The sequence below is a fragment of the Peribacillus sp. 05N428 genome, from assembly GCF_056397085.1.
In genome coordinates this window covers 1-17,040 of record NZ_JBFTMS010000064.1, presented here as the reverse complement: position 1 = coordinate 17,040, position 17,040 = coordinate 1, and the positions used below count along the sequence as shown (strand labels likewise).

General features: G+C 35.4%; 22 protein-coding genes and 1 pseudogene. 17 read left to right on the top strand and 6 right to left on the bottom strand.

Going from position 1 to position 17,040, the window contains the following annotated elements:
- The 3 genes and pseudogenes from AC1DIV_RS28130 to AC1DIV_RS28120 form a co-directional block, all read left to right on the top strand.
- Positions 1-550: pseudogene (locus tag AC1DIV_RS28130) on the top strand (tyrosine-type recombinase/integrase); the annotation flags it as partial.
- Positions 543-923: a DUF6262 family protein gene (locus AC1DIV_RS28125; protein ID WP_340877045.1), complete on the top strand. Its 381-nt coding sequence runs from the start codon at positions 543-545 to the stop codon at positions 921-923. The pseudogene AC1DIV_RS28130 and the gene AC1DIV_RS28125, both read left to right, overlap by 8 nt.
- 141 nt (positions 924-1,064) lie before the next feature.
- Positions 1,065-1,208 carry a hypothetical protein gene (locus AC1DIV_RS28120; RefSeq protein ID WP_340877044.1) on the top strand — a complete coding sequence of 48 codons (144 nt, stop codon included), beginning with the start codon at positions 1,065-1,067 and terminating at the stop codon, positions 1,206-1,208.
- Positions 1,209-1,695: 487 nt separating this feature from the next.
- On the opposite strand, the gene merA is transcribed toward AC1DIV_RS28120, so the two are convergent.
- The 5 genes from merA to AC1DIV_RS28095 form a co-directional block, all read right to left on the bottom strand.
- The gene (gene merA, locus AC1DIV_RS28115; RefSeq protein ID WP_336866444.1) at positions 1,696-3,336 is read right to left on the bottom strand and encodes a mercury(II) reductase; all 1,641 of its coding nucleotides are present in this window, start codon (positions 3,334-3,336) and stop codon (positions 1,696-1,698) included.
- Positions 3,337-3,351: 15 nt separating this feature from the next.
- Complete coding sequence (gene merP, locus AC1DIV_RS28110) at positions 3,352-3,960, bottom strand: mercury resistance system substrate-binding protein MerP (protein ID WP_340877042.1); 609 nt, start codon at positions 3,958-3,960, stop codon at positions 3,352-3,354.
- Positions 3,881-4,150 carry a hypothetical protein gene (locus tag AC1DIV_RS28105; protein WP_336866442.1) on the bottom strand — a complete coding sequence of 90 codons (270 nt, stop codon included), beginning with the start codon at positions 4,148-4,150 and terminating at the stop codon, positions 3,881-3,883. Before AC1DIV_RS28105 ends, merP begins: the two co-directional genes overlap by 80 nt.
- Before the next feature lie 14 nt (positions 4,151-4,164).
- The gene (merR1, locus tag AC1DIV_RS28100) at positions 4,165-4,563 is read right to left on the bottom strand and encodes a mercury resistance transcriptional regulator MerR1 (protein WP_076315770.1); all 399 of its coding nucleotides are present in this window, start codon (positions 4,561-4,563) and stop codon (positions 4,165-4,167) included.
- 287 nt (positions 4,564-4,850) lie between these two features.
- The gene (locus AC1DIV_RS28095) at positions 4,851-5,405 is read right to left on the bottom strand and encodes a recombinase family protein (RefSeq protein ID WP_340877039.1); all 555 of its coding nucleotides are present in this window, start codon (positions 5,403-5,405) and stop codon (positions 4,851-4,853) included.
- 388 nt (positions 5,406-5,793) lie between these two features.
- Here AC1DIV_RS28095 and AC1DIV_RS28090 point away from each other — a divergent pair, with 388 nt between their 5' ends.
- The 12 genes from AC1DIV_RS28090 to AC1DIV_RS28035 all read left to right on the top strand — a co-directional run bounded on the left by AC1DIV_RS28090 (position 5,794) and on the right by AC1DIV_RS28035 (position 14,714).
- The gene (locus AC1DIV_RS28090) at positions 5,794-6,129 is read left to right on the top strand and encodes a hypothetical protein (protein WP_336866440.1); all 336 of its coding nucleotides are present in this window, start codon (positions 5,794-5,796) and stop codon (positions 6,127-6,129) included.
- A 146-nt stretch (positions 6,130-6,275) separates the two neighbouring features.
- Positions 6,276-6,944 (top strand): hypothetical protein, encoded by a 669-nt coding sequence (locus AC1DIV_RS28085; RefSeq protein ID WP_336866439.1) that lies wholly within the window; start codon positions 6,276-6,278, stop codon positions 6,942-6,944.
- Between the two features lie 199 nt (positions 6,945-7,143).
- Positions 7,144-7,296 carry a hypothetical protein gene (locus AC1DIV_RS28080; protein WP_164855079.1) on the top strand — a complete coding sequence of 51 codons (153 nt, stop codon included), beginning with the start codon at positions 7,144-7,146 and terminating at the stop codon, positions 7,294-7,296.
- A 137-nt stretch (positions 7,297-7,433) separates the two neighbouring features.
- Positions 7,434-7,856, top strand: a complete 423-nt coding sequence (locus AC1DIV_RS28075; protein WP_336866438.1) for a hypothetical protein — start codon at positions 7,434-7,436, stop codon at positions 7,854-7,856.
- A gap of 155 nt (positions 7,857-8,011) precedes the next feature.
- Complete coding sequence (locus AC1DIV_RS28070; RefSeq protein ID WP_436114962.1) at positions 8,012-8,518, top strand: hypothetical protein; 507 nt, start codon at positions 8,012-8,014, stop codon at positions 8,516-8,518.
- Positions 8,519-9,138: 620 nt separating this feature from the next.
- Positions 9,139-10,401 (top strand): group II intron reverse transcriptase/maturase, encoded by a 1,263-nt coding sequence (gene ltrA / locus AC1DIV_RS28065; RefSeq protein WP_477577863.1) that lies wholly within the window; start codon positions 9,139-9,141, stop codon positions 10,399-10,401.
- Positions 10,402-10,583: 182 nt separating this feature from the next.
- Complete coding sequence (locus tag AC1DIV_RS28060; RefSeq protein ID WP_336866436.1) at positions 10,584-10,925, top strand: PadR family transcriptional regulator; 342 nt, start codon at positions 10,584-10,586, stop codon at positions 10,923-10,925.
- Positions 10,922-11,758 (top strand): permease prefix domain 1-containing protein, encoded by an 837-nt coding sequence (locus AC1DIV_RS28055; protein ID WP_336866435.1) that lies wholly within the window; start codon positions 10,922-10,924, stop codon positions 11,756-11,758. Before AC1DIV_RS28060 ends, AC1DIV_RS28055 begins: the two co-directional genes overlap by 4 nt.
- Before the next feature lie 300 nt (positions 11,759-12,058).
- Complete coding sequence (locus AC1DIV_RS28050; RefSeq protein ID WP_084786005.1) at positions 12,059-12,235, top strand: DUF4083 domain-containing protein; 177 nt, start codon at positions 12,059-12,061, stop codon at positions 12,233-12,235.
- Between the two features lie 756 nt (positions 12,236-12,991).
- Positions 12,992-13,495, top strand: coding sequence for a DinB family protein (locus AC1DIV_RS28045; protein ID WP_095396624.1), 504 nt, complete (start codon positions 12,992-12,994; stop codon positions 13,493-13,495).
- A 166-nt stretch (positions 13,496-13,661) separates the two neighbouring features.
- Entirely contained in the window at positions 13,662-14,231 is a 570-nt protein-coding gene (locus AC1DIV_RS28040; RefSeq protein ID WP_063576469.1) for a hypothetical protein, read from the top strand.
- A 93-nt stretch (positions 14,232-14,324) separates the two neighbouring features.
- Complete coding sequence (locus AC1DIV_RS28035; protein ID WP_336866434.1) at positions 14,325-14,714, top strand: hypothetical protein; 390 nt, start codon at positions 14,325-14,327, stop codon at positions 14,712-14,714.
- Between the two features lie 180 nt (positions 14,715-14,894).
- Here AC1DIV_RS28035 and AC1DIV_RS28030 read toward each other — a convergent pair whose 3' ends face one another.
- Positions 14,895-15,461 (bottom strand): Pycsar system effector family protein, encoded by a 567-nt coding sequence (locus AC1DIV_RS28030; RefSeq protein ID WP_336866433.1) that lies wholly within the window; start codon positions 15,459-15,461, stop codon positions 14,895-14,897.
- A 93-nt stretch (positions 15,462-15,554) separates the two neighbouring features.
- On the opposite strand from AC1DIV_RS28030, the gene AC1DIV_RS28025 reads away from it, so the two are divergent.
- Together AC1DIV_RS28025 and AC1DIV_RS28020 are read left to right on the top strand one after the other, a co-directional pair.
- The gene (locus tag AC1DIV_RS28025; RefSeq protein WP_336866432.1) at positions 15,555-16,313 is read left to right on the top strand and encodes an adenylate/guanylate cyclase domain-containing protein; all 759 of its coding nucleotides are present in this window, start codon (positions 15,555-15,557) and stop codon (positions 16,311-16,313) included.
- 372 nt (positions 16,314-16,685) lie between these two features.
- A partial coding sequence (locus AC1DIV_RS28020; RefSeq protein ID WP_477577862.1) for a hypothetical protein occupies positions 16,686-17,040 on the top strand: 355 nt, incomplete at its 3' end.

Genomic DNA, 17,040 nt, shown 5'->3' with positions numbered 1-17,040 from the left:
TTCTTACAGTTCAAGAACTATTGGCACATGCTTCACCTGAAATGACCCTCAGATATGCTAAATTGTTAGATGGTACGAAGCGTAAAGTGTTCGAAGAAGCCATGAAAAATGGATTGTTTAGTTTTGATTTTAACGGTGAAATGAAGCAGGTTAATTCGGACGAAGAAGTACCTTCAGATCTACTTGAGATGTTGTGGCGGGATCATAAATTAAACGCTATAGATAATCCATACGGAAGCTGTCACGCAAGAATTAACGGTAATTGTCCTTATTCAGAGGAACCGCCATGCCTAACATGTAATGGTGGAAGTCCGTGCAAAGATTTAGCGATTGGATTCTCTGATTTGGATAAACAAAAATACGAATTATTAATTAAGACAGCGACAAAGACTATTGATATCTTAGAAGACCGTGGAAGGACTGAATTAGCCGAAAAGAATAAAAAGAACTTAGAAAGATACCAAAACATTTAAACACCATTGAAGAAGGGCATTTTATTTTTGGTCGCTTAGATCGGCTAAATAGAAAGAAGGAGTCAGTTAATGCCTAAATTTAACCTGCAAACACATTTAAAACAAGTCCATCAAGAACGTAGGACAGCTACCACTAAAAAAGTAGATGCAGCGATTCAAAGGCTTGTTCGAGCAAATGAAAACATTAATTTTAACAGTGTGGCAAGTGAGGCAGGAGTTGCAAAAGCGACCCTTTATAACAATCTTGTCCTTCGTGAAAGGATTGAATCTTTAAGACAGCAGCAGGTGACCGTTCCTACTAAAAAGCAGATTCAACGAAAAATGAATGAAAATAACAAAGACGCTCTAATCGATTCATTGAAACGTAAAATCAAAAGATTAGAACAAGAGAATAAAGATTTAAGAGGGCAGTTAAAAGTAGCTTATGCAGATATATATAAGAAGATATAACCGTATTTGTATCTTGTTAATAAAGTACAACTAAAAGGAACTAACCCCCAATTAATTTTACAGCCAATAAGAAGAAACCATTTTGAAAAAGGATTGTGTCAAAATGGTTTCACTATACTTTTTTGCTTGGACGTGTTTTTCTTGAATATTATTTGGAACCTTTATTCTTTTGAAAATAATGATGAAAACAATGGCACCCAAAAGCAGGTTGCCCTCCTGCTCCCATCAAGACGATTGAAACTCCAAGCCAAGTGGCAAGAAGAGATCCCACAGCTGGTGCAATAAGCATAGAAAATTGTGGTCACAGCAGATACTCTCCCCATAATTTGCTTAGGTGTCTCGGACTGTAAAATAAAACCATAAGGGACAGACTCACCAGAGCTAATAAAACCAAGGAAAAAAGCGCCAATCATCCAACCCCAATAAGGAAGATTTACAATCCCCATAATACCAAGCACCATTATAATTATTAAAGAACCACTAATAATAGATGCAAATGACATTAGCTGTCAAATTCGATTTAACTGTTGAGGACCTCCTTGAAACTCTTGCTCCATTTTAACAATCGTAGAAGGGCTGAAATTGGCTGCCATTATACAATAGAGTATCGCATAAATTATTTAAGGGGTACCACCAACATTTTGACATAAAACCCACGTTGATACATTTTTTGGAATATAAAAGACGATTATCTCTATGTTAAGAGAAGAATCGTCTTTTATAAAAGCTTTCTTTAACTGAATACGTACATTAAGGCTTCCTAAAAAGGTGATCAACCTGCACAACAAGATAATTTTGATACATCTTTATCAAACGTAAGAGCAGCTAGCTTCAATCCTTCTGCCATTGTTAAATATGGAGCCATGGTTTCTCGGAGATCCTCAACGGTTAAACCGAATTTGACAGCCAGTGTCGCTGCATAAATTAAGTCTCCTGCATTTTCTGCCACCACATGAGCCCCTAACACTTTCAGTGTCTTCGCGTCAGCCACCAGTTTAAACACGCCTGTTGTTTCCCGATTAACCAAGGCTCTTGGAACGGCTTCTAAAGGCAAGACGGATGTTTTCACTTCATATCCTTTTTCTTTTGCCTGTTGCTCCGTTAAACCAACCGTTGCAATAGCTGGAGCTGTAAACGTAACCCCTGGAACCACTTCTAAATTCAGCTTTTTGTTTAGTCCCCCGATAGCATTTCCTGCAGCAACTCCACCTTGATAAGCTGCCACATACACAAATTGAGGACCAAGCGTGACATCTCCTGCTGCATAGATGCGTGAATTCGTTGTTTTTGAATAAACATCGATTACGATTTCACCATTTGGGCCTACTTCAACGCCTGCTTTCTGTAAATTCAAGGTTGCCGTGTTTGGTGTTCTTCCTGTGGCAACCAGTAATTGATCTGCCTCAATGATTCGCTTATTGCCGTTGACCTCAACATGGACCTTTTTAATGTCTCCATCTTCTTCGATTCGTTCAAAGGATGCTCCCGTCACTAAGTTGACCCCTTGATCTATCAATGCTTGCGTGATTGCTTCTGAAACTTCAGGATCGTATTCCTTTAACAGACGCAGGCTTCTTTGCATCAATGTGACTTCTGAGCCTAGGTTATGGAAGAGTTGTCCTAATTCCATGCCGATATAGCCAGAACCTATGACCGTAAGACGCTTAGGCACCTTCTTTAATTCAAGAAGCGTTGTGCTTGTTAAATAATCGACCTCATCCAGTCCAGGAATGTTTGGCACTGCTGGTGAAGCACCTGTCGCGATTAAGAATCGTTTTGCTGATAACTGCATGCCATTGACTTCAATTGTTTTTTCATCCACGAATTTCGCTTCGCCTTTGATTAATTCAAAGCCGTAGTCATCAATCAAATCCACATATTTTGAGTTTCGAAGGTTGGTCACCAGTTCATTTTTCTGCTTGATCAATGGTGCCAAATCAACGTCGCCAGCTGACGTGTGCAATCCGATGAATGGGTTATTTTTTGCCAGATGATTGATTTCGCCAGCCCGCAGCAAAGTCTTTGAAGGAACACAGCCGATGTTCACGCATGTTCCACCAACTGTACCACGTTCAATGATTGCCACTTTTGCTCCATACTTCACGGCTTCGATGGCAGATGAAAAGGCAGCCCCACCAGAACCGATGATGATGTAGTCATAATCACCTTCATCACCTAACTGCATCATTTCTTGAGATTGTATTTCTTCTGTTTTTCCTGGTTGATATTTCGCTTCAGCAATCGCTTTTTTCGCTGTTTCAACCTCTAAGCCATTTGGTAGCTCAAATACAGCTTCGCCACGGCGGAAATCTACTTCAATCCCTCTTGCACCCATGTTTTCAAGAGCAACAGCTACATGCTCTTCACAACCCGTACAAGTCATTCCTTGAACGTTTACTCGATATTTTTTCATGTTAAATCCCTCCTATTACTCGACTCCAAGGCCGAAATCCAAAACTGCCGTCTTAATTGCCTGTAAATCCGTTTTCTTATCATCAAAGGAAACTGTTACTTCGCTCATGCTTCCATTGACTTTAATGGCTGTTTTGCTAACGCCATCTACCTGTTTCAGAACCCTTTCTACAACAGATGGCGGGCAACAATCCATCCCCAAAACCGTGAATGTCCCTGCTTTAGTTGTTTCAATGGTAGCTTTTGCTTCCTGCTTAGCATCTATAGTATTTTTTGCTTCTTTTTCGTTACTACACGCACTAACCACCAACAAAAGCCAATGACAGAACTTTTTCTTTTTCTCTTTCTCCCGTAAACCATATAAAAGGAGTAAGCAAGAAGGATGATGGTAGCAATGCTGAACATTAACCGATATTTCAGTGAGTAAAAGGCTAATGCTCCTGCAAACCCAGTTAATCCAAGAGGAATGAAAATTAATGGCCCCAGGCAACATGCAGCCATAACAAAAGCCGAAAATACAGTGGCTACTTGCGACACTTTTTCCTTCATGATTTAAACCTCTCCATACTGCAACAATCATGTGTTGTTGTGTCTTTCTTTGTTTCGTTTTTTGTTTCTGGATCAAGTTTTCTCCATCCCTTGAAAAGAGAATAAACAAATAACAGAGTCATCATAATGAAAATAACATTTTTAAATTCCATGAAGTATGAACCCAGTATCGTTCCTGCAAACAACGGAAGCAGTAAAAACAGATGGCACGGGCATGTGATTAGGGCGATAAGAAACCAACCTGAACTTTTTATTGTGTTTTTCAACCTGTTTCACCTCTTTATTTCTTCATTAATGTTTCAATAATGGGGCACTCGTAAATGTCTTTGTTTTCGGGACATCTTTCTTTAAGATCCATCAGCATTTTCTCAATTCTTTTGAGATCTTCAATTTTACGCTGGATGTCCTCTATCTTAAAAACAGTGAAATCATACATATCACGGCACTTTGCTTCATCGCGATCGACGACCCCTAGCAACTTGTCAATTTCATTTAAGGTAAAGCCAAGTTCCTGCATCCTTTTTATGAAATTCAATCGATCGACCGTTTGTTGTGAATACATTCGGTATCCTTTTTCGGTACGATCAGGCTCTGGAATTAAGCCTAAACGTTCATAATATCTAATGGTCTCTTTGTTAACGTTACACTTCTTTGCGATTTCCCCAACTCGAAAATCCAATTTACTTCACCTCATATATAATATAAACCCTGTACCATAGTACAGGGTCAAGAAAAGTGTTATTTTAACTTTAATTAATTTAAGACTTTCTTAGTTTTATAAGAAAGACAACAAAAGAAATGTTTATAAACCATTTTCCCTATAACGAACCTTTAAGGGAATGTTCCTATAGTAAGAAAATAATGTGTCACTTTTGACGATAATTTGCACTTATTTTAAGTGCTATTTTGCACATGCAACTTAAAACCCAACTACCTTCATAAGAGATTAGCTGGGTTTCTTCATTTTTACTGTTTTTCTAAATACCGATAAATCGTTGTTCGAGATACACCCCATTTTTCTGCGACGTCTTTAATCGGTGTACCATTTTCAATTAGTGACTTCATCACTTCAATATCTTTCGGTCCAAATTTTTCAGGACGTCCTCCAAGACGACCGCGTGCTCTAGCTGCAGCCCTTCCGGCAGCCAAACGTTCCTCAATTAAATTACGTTCAAATTCCGCAAATGCCGCAAATAGATGAAACATCAATTGGCCTGTGGCATTACTTTTGTCCATTGTTAAATTTTCTTGTAGACTGTGGAAGCCCACACCACGTTCATTTAAGCTATTCACAATTTGAATTAAATCTTGCATATTGCGTCCTAATCGATCCAATCGCCAAACAACAATCGTATCGCCTTCACGTGCATACTGAAGTACTTCCTCTAAACCAGGACGCTGTCTTTTTGCCCCACTCATTTTATCGTGAAAAATTTTGGAACAGCCATTTTGCATAAGAGAGTCCATCTGTAAATCTAAATTTTGTAATCCCGTCGACACACGTGCATATCCAATTAACACTCAAATCATTCTTTCTTATTTTCCCTTTATATTTATTGTAAAATAGATAAAAAACGGTTGGTTATTGAACGTAGAATAATGAACAGAGTTTTGTTACGATAAAGGCAATAAAAAACGTCCTTTTCAAATCGAACAGTGGTGTGTTCAGAAAAGGACGAGTTTTGGAACAAATAATAACTTATTTATGAAATGTTTGCTTTTTTACTTTTGTTCAGAAATCGGGCCATTTAATGGAATAAGACTCCTGAACATAAATTGGATATTTATGTTAATGTTGTTATAAGATTGTGAAGAAATGTACTTAAACTATCGGGGCAGGTTTGTTCAATAAGGGACTTGAGTACAATCTGCTAAAATAGTTAGAAATAGGCAGGGAAGGATGAAGTAAATGTGTGGAATCCATTTCATTTTAGCGAACACCTATAAAGAAGCGTATAAGGAAGAAACATTTGTAGAATTTGAAGAGGGAATTCACTCATATCTTTTAAGTAAGGAAAAGGACTCTAATAATGAGTTTGGTTTACTTCTAAATCTTAATATTTATGGTGATACGATATTGTATAGAGACGAGATTAATGAATTAATAGGTATATGTGATGGCGTAATTAATAAATACACTGGGGAGTACAAAGAACAAAAAGTTAGACGTTTTGCTAAAGAGTTAAAGTTTTTTTGCATAGAAGCGTTACAGCGAAAAAAACATATATTTGCCATAGGTGATTAGTTTAAAAAAGTCTTAAACTTGGTGCGTTAGCTCAAGATCGGAGCTGTCTTTAAGGCAGCTTTTTCTTGTTGAACTAACGGGGCAGGATAGTGCAAGAAGAGACTTTGGGGAATGCTGAAAGAAAAATCATTTTGAGGTGATAACAAATGGTGGATAAAAAATTATTTACACCAATTTATATAGCAGAGACTCCTTTTGTAAATGGGCAACTTAAACCCAAGAAAGCTAAGAAATCCATTTTTGAATTACAAAATAGTGCAGCATTAAATGATAACATATACCATTTTACTTACAGGAAAGAAGAGAAGTTAATTCACTGTTTTTATGTAGTGGAAAATTGGGATGAACCTGAACGATTTCTCTTTATTGAGAATAACGAACTGTGTGATGAATTCACTTCACAATTTGGAAGTGAAGGTGAAGCAGAGGTTGGTAGAATGGATACTTATTTAGATATTGACTCATTGGAAAGTGTTGTTGAAAAACTGACAGATACAATAGAGAATGGTTATTATTTGGAAGACCGCGTGTGTCATTTGTATGGACAAGGTATGTGGAATGATAAGGCTTTTATTGTTGCTAATCGGGTTGCTTTAGAGGAACTTCGTGATGCTATTAATATGGCGTTAAGCAACGGGGAATTTAGATTATCTTCATCAACCTCAGATAATGAACAATATGATTTGTTTATCTCATGTGTTCCATCTGTTTTTGATTGGGATAACATTGAATTGCCTTATCATGACGAGACCTATTTTAATAAAACAACCTCTCCAGTTAAAGCATTTGATAAATATAGATATAAACTCAAATAATTATTCGTTTTCTTAAGCTACTACAGGTGCTTTACTTCAATAAGGAAGGTTGCTTTGGCAGCCATAGAAGTTTCTTATGGAACTAACGGGGCAGAATAGTTAAACAAAGATTGAGACCTTGCTGATGGATTAATATATGAAATAAAGGAGTGTCAAACTATTTATTGCAACAAGAATTGAGCGATTGGGAGTTAGACAGATGAAAAATAAAAAAAGAAAAAAAGAAAAGCAGAACGGCTTTTTTAAAGAAATCCTAATTGAGCTTAGGGATTCAATTTTTTTTGAAGTGGCTTGGAACATCTTAATGTTTATACCAAGAATGATGATTCGTTTAATAAAGAACATTTGGTGAAGTGGTTAGTCAGAATAGAGCTAACGGTGCTTTAGCTGAAGATCAGAGCTGTCTTTAAGGCAGCTCTTTCTTTATGCAACTATCGGGGCAGTTTAGTTTAATAAGAATACTTACATAATAATATCGGAGGTGTTGGAATGATTACGGTTAAAAATACTGAAAGTTACCTTAAAGATAAGATTGGTGAAGATGCCGATGATATAAAAAAAGTTTGGGAAACATTTAAGGATTTTTGTAAAGAACCAGTTGAGGGAGAAGAAGATAAAGAAATTCTATTTCAATGTGGTATTTATGATTTTACTGGAGAGGAACTATTTCATTTTGATTTTGTACGTCAATTTACTGTTTATGAAGAAGACGAGTATTCTCGTATGGAACAACTTCACTGTGAATTTTTATTTAAACCAACAGTTGAGTTAAGAAAGTTAGAGGTAGAAGAATGGTCAATGGATTATGATGATATAGATGGTTTTTTTAATCATATAGAAAACCTTCAGGAGTTTAAAATACCTTTGAATTTAAAGCCGATAAAATCAGAAATATATCAAGAAGAAGTTTAAACCTTATTTCACTAACGGATGCGTTAGTTGAGATCCGGAGCTGCCATTTGGTGGCTTTTTTTGCTTAATGAACTATCGGGGCAGGATAGTTCACTAAATATGGATAATTTTTCAATTTACATATATTGTAGAAGGAAGAAATGGAGGGATGAAATTTGAGGATTTTCAAGATGTTTTCTATGTGCATTTTAATGATAATATTCTTAAATGCTTGTAGTTTAGAAACTACAAAAACAAAAAATAAAATTTTAGAAATACCTAATGAAGATGAATATACAACTTTATTAGTGCAAGGTGTTGATGAGGACGGTGTATCTTCCGAGTCAACTTCAAAGGTCATTACAGATATTAATAACATACAGGCTTTTATAGAAAAAGTGAACAAAATGGAAGTTGTGCAACCCCCTAATAAGGAGCTATTGGAGAAGAGTAAAGAATTAAATAAAAAAGGGAATTACTTTTTTGTTTTATCCGATAAAGAAACCATGGATAACAAAGTATACACTATGAATTTTTTTAGTGATGGAAGGATTATGTTTCAAGAACCGAACGGAAAGAAGCAAGAAGCAAATGGAGCAGGACAGAAAATGATGTATCTATCAAAAGAAAAACATTCTGATGTTCTTCTTGAAATGAAAGAATTATTGAACATTAAGTTTTAATTAATCCTTAATCAACTAACGGGTGCGTTAGCTGAAGATCAGAGCTGTCTTTAAGGCAGCTTTTTCGTGCGCCCGGCATGGGTGCAATCTATAGGGTGTGAGTCCCGAACCATGAAGGCAGTAGTAATGGTTAGCTTAATGCAAGGGTGTCCATGGTGACGTGGAATCTGAAGGAAGCAAGCGGCAAACCTCCGGTCTGAGGAACACGAACTTCATATAAGGCTAGGTATCATTGGATGAGTTTGCGAAACAAAACAAAGTCCTTACTGCCGAAGGTGGTACAGAGTAAATGAAGCAGATAGATGGAGGGAAAGATTGCACTCTTACCCGGGGAGGTCTGATGACAGCCAAGTACACTTGGTAACCTGTCCAGTGATGGACAGCTGAATCATCAGAAGTCAGCAGAGGTCATAGTACTTGTCTACTCGAGAAGATAAGGAAGGACCGAACAGATTGAGGAGGACGGATACTAGGCGTTCGTTATTTTGCGAAGAAGCAAACAATTCCTAACGGAACTTATTTGAAGGAAGAAGTGGTGAATACACGGGGAACTTCAAAAGGGCGGAGCAGATAAAGGCACAAATAGACCATCTCGTCCACGCAGGGAAAGGATATCAACGATGTTAATGGAACAGATACTAGAGAGGGAAAACTTAATACAGGCATTGAAGCGTGTAGAAAGAAATAAGGGAAGCCATGGTGTAGATGGAATGCCGGTTCAAAACCTGAGACCGCACCTCGCAACCGAATGGTACAACATGAAAACTGCCCTTTTAAAGGGTACCTATCAACCGCAGCCCGTCCGTCGTATCGAAATCCCGAAACCAAACGGCGGAGTTCGGCTATTGGGTATTCCAACCGTTCTAGACCGTTTCATTCAACAAGCCATTGCCCAAATATTGACCAAGATATATGACTCAATCTTTTCGGAGAATAGCTATGGATTTCGCCCTAACAAACAAGGGCTCCAGGCGGTTCGAAAGGCAAAGTCCTATATAACCGAAGGTTATACATGGGTAGTGGATATGGACTTGGAGAAGTTCTTCGATAAAGTGAATCATGACAAGCTCATGGGAATGTTAGAGCGGAAAATTGAAGATAAACGAGTTCTCAAACTGATTCGTAAATTCCTTCAAGCAGGCATTATGATAGGCGGACTTTTTCATAAAAGTGAGGAGGGAACTCCGCAAGGAGGTCCGTTAAGTCCTTTATTATCTAATATCATGTTAGACGATTTAGATAAAGAACTAGAGAAACGCAATCTTCGATTCGTAAGGTATGCGGATGACAGTACTATATTTGTGAAGACACGAAAAGCCGCCAGACGTGCAATGGGAAATATCTCAAGCTTCATTGAAAATAAACTGAAGCTAAAGGTCAACTACGAGAAGTCGAAGTATGATCGCCCTTGGAACAGAACGTTTCTCGGTTTTAGTTTCACGAAGTCAAAGACGAACCCCAAGGTTCTACTGGCTAAACAAACGGTGAAGAGAGTAAAGAAACGAATCAGGGAAATGACCTCGAGAAAATTACCGATACCCATGAAACTCCGAATAAATAAGTTAAAGCAATACCTTAGAGGTTGGATGGGGTATTTCGCCCTCATTGATACTCCGAACGTATTGCAGAATTTAGATTCATGGATTCGAAGAAGACTCAGGATGTGCCTATGGAAACAATGGAAATTGCCAAGAACGAGAGTGAGGAAACTCAAAGGATTAGGCGTCCCATTTGGAAAAGCATATGAATGGGGAAATAGCAGAAAGGGTTTTTGGCGCATAGCGCATAGTCCTGTTCTAGACAAAACCCTTAATAATGTTTATTGGCACCACCAAGGGTTAGTCAATCTATATGAACGATATACAAAACTACGTCAGACTTAAACTGAACCGCCGTATACCGAACGGTACGTACGGTGGTGTGAGAGGTCGGAGGCTAGGCGCCTCCTCCTACTCGATTTATTGAACTATCGGGGCAGGTTAGTTGCATAAAGTTTTATATTTTTTTAAATAATACCTTGCATTATAAAGTAATATAAAATACATTATGGAAAGAGGTGGAAAAATTGGAGATTAATAAAGAAGTTTTAAAAGGTCATATAGACACGCTCATCCTGTCACTTTTACATAGGAGGGATATGTACGGCTATGAATTAGCCAAAATCGTTCGAGAAAAGAGTGATGACCAATTTGAATTAAAAGAAGGTACACTTTATCTGTCTTTAAAGAGATTAGAAAAGAATGAATGGATTTCTTCTTACTGGGGGGATGAGCAAGGACCAGGTGGTAGAAGAAAATATTACAAACTTACATCAATGGGTGAAGAAGGGTTTAAAGAAAAGCGTTTGGAATGGGAATTTGTAAGAGACGTGATTGATTCATTTTTAGATTGGGGGAGGAAAAAATGACCCAAATTGAAGCATTTGTGAATTCGGTTTATCAAAATGTGGCTGGAAATAAGAAAGAAATTCAAGAATTAAAAGCAGAAATGAAGAGTCATTTATTAGAAGCTGTTTATGAGTTGAAGTTAGAAGGAAAAACGGAACAAGAAGCAATTGAAATTGCTATTGAACGTTTTGGTGGAAAAAAAGAAATGCGTTCCATAATTGGACAATTGTTTAAAGCACAAAAAATATTTGCAAAACGGGTGCTTTATTCAGCAGTAGGATTTCTTGTATTATCCATGTCTTTTTTTTGTTTCCTTTGGCAAAATACACAATCAAATGCGAATGAAAGATCTATAATACGTACACAAATAAACGATTTATTAGAAAACGAGGAAGTCGTTACATCAGATATGAAAAACGAAATAAAAAAATTAGTAGAAAGCACGAATTATATATCTTTGGTTAAAATTTCCAATGTAAGAGATGTGGGATATTATGAAGACTATAAAGGTTACCGAAATATTTTCAACTATGTAGAACAAGCTAAACCAGACTATCAATACAAAAGAATAGTTTGGAATCCAGAGTGGTTAGGTACTGAATTTTCCCTTTCAGGAGGGGGTGATGACCAATGGTATGTAGAAATGGAATCCAGAAGTTTTGATACTTTATTAACTGTGGTCTTATTTGTGGGTGTTGCTATTTATTGGACTTTATTCTCTATTTGGGCAATCATCAATGCTTACCATCACAAAAGGCTTAATATAGGTTGGACATTGACGTTTATATTATTTAATATTTTGGGCTATTTTGTTTTTCGATTTGTTGAAAAAAAACAATTTAGTCACCTATAAAATTTATAATTTTATGGGGAATGTATTACTAGGACTACCAATCGGAATATTTATTGCATCCTCAATAAGGCAATGCACAGATAAAATTACAAATAAATTGTAGGATCTATAAAATACATAGATAAATAACTTAATCTTAGTGAACTAACGGGTGCGTTAGCTGAAGATCGGAGCTGTCTTTAAGACAGCTTTTTGTTATGGCACTAACGTGGCAGTATAGTTCCATAAGCTAAGTGTTAAAGAACTGTGTAGTAAAAAATATGGTACACTAACACCAGTAATTGTAAAGGTAGGAATTATATGAATATTGGCGATATGTTATATCAACTAGTTTTCCTTATTTTTATATTTGGAATATTTTCTGGTGTGTTTTTTCTTGTTCGTTCTCTCGTTACTAAACAACCAAGCAAGTCAGAAAATATCGAACAAAAGCTTGATAGAATTATTGATTTACTTGAAAAGGATAAGAAAAATTAATCTTTTTCTCTTTTGGCATTAATCCTTACTGCACTATTTATTTCAACTCTACAATAAGTCTTAATAAACTACGGGAGCGTTAGCTGAAGATCGGAGCTGTCTTTAAGACGGCTTTTTCTTATGGCACTAAAGGGGCAGGTTAGTGCCATAAGGAAATGGATTATTTTACACTTATGAATAATTACTCTTTATTGTTATTATTTTCTTAAAGGTTCAAATTATTTTAATTTGATATCGTTAATTCACCATTAAGGAATGTGATTTACCGTGAGAGCAATAAATACAATTAACTTAGTTACAAAGTTATTAATTTTTATAATTTTTTTCTCTTTTAATGCATATATTTGTTTTTATGCAAAAGACAAAACCGAAGGTATAGTTACTGCCTGTATAGGTATCTTTCTTGTGATTTTAGTGGCAATTATTGGATTTCTTCTAGAGAAAAAGCAAGGGTAGTCGGATTTTTCAATTTCGGAATATTTATTGCAGTATCAATAAGACAATTAACAGTTAAAATTACAAATAAGTTGTAGGGTCCATAAAATATATAGTTAAATAACTTAATCTTATAAAACTAACGGGTGCGTTAGCTGAAGATCGGAGCTGTCTTTAAGGCAGCTTTTTTTTATGGAACTAAAGGGGCAGTTTAGTGAAAGAACAATCAATTTTTAGTACCAACTACTAATAGCAAGTGTTAAAATTAAGGTAGGATGACTTTTATATTAAACAGTGCTACGAATTTAAAGGAGAAATAAAATGAATCTTTTTGATTTATTGTTAGAATCAACCAATCAGTTAGTCGAGGAAGTTAAAGCATTGAATTATCAACAATTAAATGCCAAACCTGCTCTGGATAAGTGGAGTATCTCCCAAATTTGCCATCATTTATATTTGTCAGAAAGTTTGTTTTCTAAGTCTATAGAAAATGGGTTAAAGGATAAAGACTATGAGAGTGTCGCCCATAAACCTATACATTTGGTTTCTGATAGAACCAAAAAATTTGAATCACCTGAAATTGCTAAACCAACTGAAGAGCCTTTTGATGTTGAAAATATGTTAAATTTATTAACGAAATCAAGAGAAAATTTATTAAATGTTCTTCGTTCAATCGATGATAAGTCTATCCTATCTAAAAAAGCAGCGAAACATCCGGCATTTGGTGAATTATCTTTAGAACAATGGATTGAATTACTGTACATACACGAGCAAAGACATATTGAACAAATAAAAGATATAAAGTTAGTTAAATCTTATGGATGATAGGTGTTTGTGAAGGATTGTACTTAAACTAACGGGTGCGTTAGTTCTTTTTAAGAGCTTTTTAAGAGCAGTGAAGAACAGCTCTTTTCTTATGGAGATACAGGGCAGATCAGCTTAATAAGAAAATGATAAAATGATGTAAACAGGGAAAAGTGAGGCGACCAATTTGAGAATAGAATTAGCAACATATGAAGAGATTGAAAAACTATATACAAAGTATAAAAAATTCAACACACATCTTCTCGAGGAGCCAAGAAAGGTGTTTCCCTATATTGGTATTATGGATGTATATAATCGAGTTCTTACCGAGCAAGAGGCACAAGATTTACTAGGTTATGAGCAACATCATTCAAAGTATGGTACCAGATTTTTATGTGCCTTAACTCAGATTTATCATACAGATAATGAAGTATTTGTTCATTTCAATAAAAAAGGTTTAAGTAAAGAACAATTCAAATTCATTCTAGGCTCCTTAAATCGGATGGAGGCTAGTATTTTTAGAAAGATGTTTGCTAGCAACAAGGGCATATACAAAATTGGTGATGAAGAGGCACTTAAGTTTCTAGTTAACCTTTCAGTTGAAGAATTGTATTTTTCGAATTTTTTCTTTCCTTCTCTTGATACAGTTTTTATAGGAAATTATGACCTATGTTTCCCCGTGTATAGCAAGACAAAAGAAGGATTTGAGAAATGCCGAGAGATTATTGAAAGAAATGGTTTATTTATACGACAATAATCCCGGACTGTCCTTAAGCAGGATAGTTCAATAAGACGACTGGGAAATGAAGTATAATTTAATTAGTCAAATTACGAAATGAGTGATAATGAAGTGGATTTTAATGAATTGATGCAAGAGAAAGGATATATTTATTTGGAAAAAATAATAGAACCCAAAGAAAATTCATTACGATTGCTTATTAATAGAAGCACGTTCAACATCGATTTACCTATGGTGCAATTAGAATTTGAATCATATATTTCATATTCTGTTATCGATGAATGTTTTTCATATACTATAGATAACTCTGAAATATCAAAGGGAGAGCTATTTCGGATATATACCAAGTCAAGGTATTTGGATTTTATAAAAATAGCCACGAATGAACGAGAAGATTTATGTCCCTCTGAAAATTACATCCATTATCAGTTTTCCTGCTTAAATCACACGATTGATGTTATTTCTTGTGAAGAACCAAAAGTAACCGTGGTAACAGGGTAAAACTAACCTATTTGAATCCTTTTCTTGTTGAACTTACGGGTGCGTTAGCTGAAGATCAAAGCTGTCTTTAAGGCAGCTTTTTCATATGGAACTGACGGGGCAGTATAGTTAATTAAGGGGTACCGTCAAAGGGGGAAATGAAAAAGCCACAGCTTAGTGGCTTTTTTTGTTCAAATCTTTTTATATTGGAAAATACGTTAGCAATTTAAAAATTACAAACACCACAATACCTTTTATTAGATTTTTTAAACCGTTATTATAGTTTTCAAATTTCTCTTTGGTGATTAATGAATTTATGTAGGCTTGGGACTGAATATCATTAAGTTGTTGTTCTTCCGGATTATTAAAACTATTTTTGAATGTGGCATAATCATTTAATGCTATCGTGCCCCAAAATATAGAAGACTTTGTTTCCAATCCAGTCTGTTTATAAAGATTTGGATCAATTCTTCCTTGTAGAGCTTTCATCAGCTGGTAAACAGCTTTTGCGATAAAGTAAATAGCTATTACAAATAAAATTGTAGCAATTAATGATAATATCATTTTTAAGTCACTAAAACTCATTTTACTTATAGTCTTGATATAATTCTGAACTGATTTTGTGATTGAATCACTGGCAAATATAAAACCTAAAAATACTCCAGTGAAGCTGATTATAAACGATACCTTGGCATCTGCATTCGAAATCCAAAAATTGGCCTTTTCTAAAATTTTGTTAGCTTTGTCCTGTTTCTCTGATAAATTCATAGAATCGTCTCCTTTCGTCAATTTTCTAATTGTTAGAAAATCAGTTGGGTGATACGCTATTGGTAAATATATCATGAAAAGAGGCATTAATGAATGCAGACAAATTTGAAGACCTACAAATTTGAAGACAGTCGCAATCGTATTGACGAAATTTTAAACTCTACCAGTAATTTCGACGACAAAGATGAAATACCAAAAAGGGACACTTTGACCTATACAAATGGTTATTATGTAAAGTGTTGCGCTTTATTTGTTGACCTCAGAGATTCTTCTACTCTTCCTCAAACTCACCAAAAGAAAGTACTTGCCAAAATATATCGGTCTTACATTAGTGAAATTGTTGCTATTCTCAATGGTTATACACATTGTAAAGAGATAAACATTGTTGGCGATTGTGTATCGGCTGTTTTTAGTGGGCAGTTCAAATATCATGTTAATGACACTCTGGATGCTGCAGCAAAGATAAACAGTTTGATCGATGTTTTAAATTATAAATTAGAGAAAAAGGGCTATACAGCAATTAAAGCCGGTATTGGTCTTTCATGGGGTAGAGTCTTAATGATTAAGGCGGGTTACAACGGATCAGGACTAAGTGATGTTGTTTATATGGGAGAGGCAGTTAATAAAGCATCTAAGATGTGTTCTAAAGCAATGAAAGAGGTGCAACGGCCCATTGTCTCTACAAAAGATTTTTATGATAATCTTAAAGAGGATTATCAAAAATTGTTCCACGCTTCTTCCATATATGACCCCTATTATTCAAGTTCAGGAGTAAGTATAGAGTTAAACGATTGGTTACAGGAACAAAAAGAAAAGGACGCTAAGAAAAAACAGAAAAATTCATTATGGTGATATTAATGCTATACACTCTATGAGTATGCTGTTACGTTTGATTAAATCCTAGTTTCCCCAAGACTTTTGTTGGTATGGGACAGATTTAAAGCTTAATTGTTAGAAAACAAGTTAAAAAACCTTAATATCGTTCTTTGTAAATGTGTGATTGCAATTGAATTTATTAAAAGATGTGAAACAAACCCAATGGATCATTATTATTTAGGTGAGAAAAATGATCTTCAACTAATGGGTGCTTTACTTCATTATCAGGAGCTGATTAGCAGCTCCTTTTCTTATGCAACTATCGGGGCGTAAAAACATCTCTTTGAATCAAAAATATTTTTCAGGGGAATCTTATCTTTAAAATACCAAAAATTTAGAGGTGCTTAAATGTTAAAAATAATGGTTGCTTCTGTGGTATCGTTAACAATGTTGTTCTGTCCCCTCATTACTTACGCAAACCAAGTTAAAGAACACATGGCATTAAAACAAGGTTACGATAAAATATTTTTGAGTAAGCATATTGATGATGCAGGGGTTAGAACGGCAATTAACTTAGGACTAGACCAACCTGTTAATCAAACTTTTTATGATATTAAAAATGATATAAGAGTGCATTTTGAGAGTATAATGACGGATGATAAAGAGACAAAACTTTTATTGACCTTCCAAAGTAAGAAAACAAATTTAAAAAATTATTATGTCGATAATTTTGAGGGAGACACATTGATTAACCTCTTTGTTG

Coding starts and splice junctions, on each gene's coding strand:
- AC1DIV_RS28125 (WP_340877045.1), top strand. CDS start 543: ATGCCTAAATTTAACCTGCAAACACATTTAAAACAAGTCCATCAAGAA.
- merA (WP_336866444.1), bottom strand. CDS start 3,336: ATGAAAAAATATCGAGTAAACGTTCAAGGAATGACTTGTACGGGTTGT.
- AC1DIV_RS28090 (WP_336866440.1), top strand. CDS start 5,794: ATGTGTGGAATCCATTTCATTTTAGCGAACACCTATAAAGAAGCGTAT.
- AC1DIV_RS28085 (WP_336866439.1), top strand. CDS start 6,276: ATGGTGGATAAAAAATTATTTACACCAATTTATATAGCAGAGACTCCT.
- AC1DIV_RS28080 (WP_164855079.1), top strand. CDS start 7,144: ATGAAAAATAAAAAAAGAAAAAAAGAAAAGCAGAACGGCTTTTTTAAA.
- AC1DIV_RS28075 (WP_336866438.1), top strand. CDS start 7,434: ATGATTACGGTTAAAAATACTGAAAGTTACCTTAAAGATAAGATTGGT.
- ltrA (WP_477577863.1), top strand. CDS start 9,139: ATGTTAATGGAACAGATACTAGAGAGGGAAAACTTAATACAGGCATTG.
- AC1DIV_RS28055 (WP_336866435.1), top strand. CDS start 10,922: ATGACCCAAATTGAAGCATTTGTGAATTCGGTTTATCAAAATGTGGCT.
- AC1DIV_RS28050 (WP_084786005.1), top strand. CDS start 12,059: ATGAATATTGGCGATATGTTATATCAACTAGTTTTCCTTATTTTTATA.
- AC1DIV_RS28045 (WP_095396624.1), top strand. CDS start 12,992: ATGAATCTTTTTGATTTATTGTTAGAATCAACCAATCAGTTAGTCGAG.
- AC1DIV_RS28030 (WP_336866433.1), bottom strand. CDS start 15,461: ATGAATTTATCAGAGAAACAGGACAAAGCTAACAAAATTTTAGAAAAG.
- AC1DIV_RS28025 (WP_336866432.1), top strand. CDS start 15,555: ATGCAGACAAATTTGAAGACCTACAAATTTGAAGACAGTCGCAATCGT.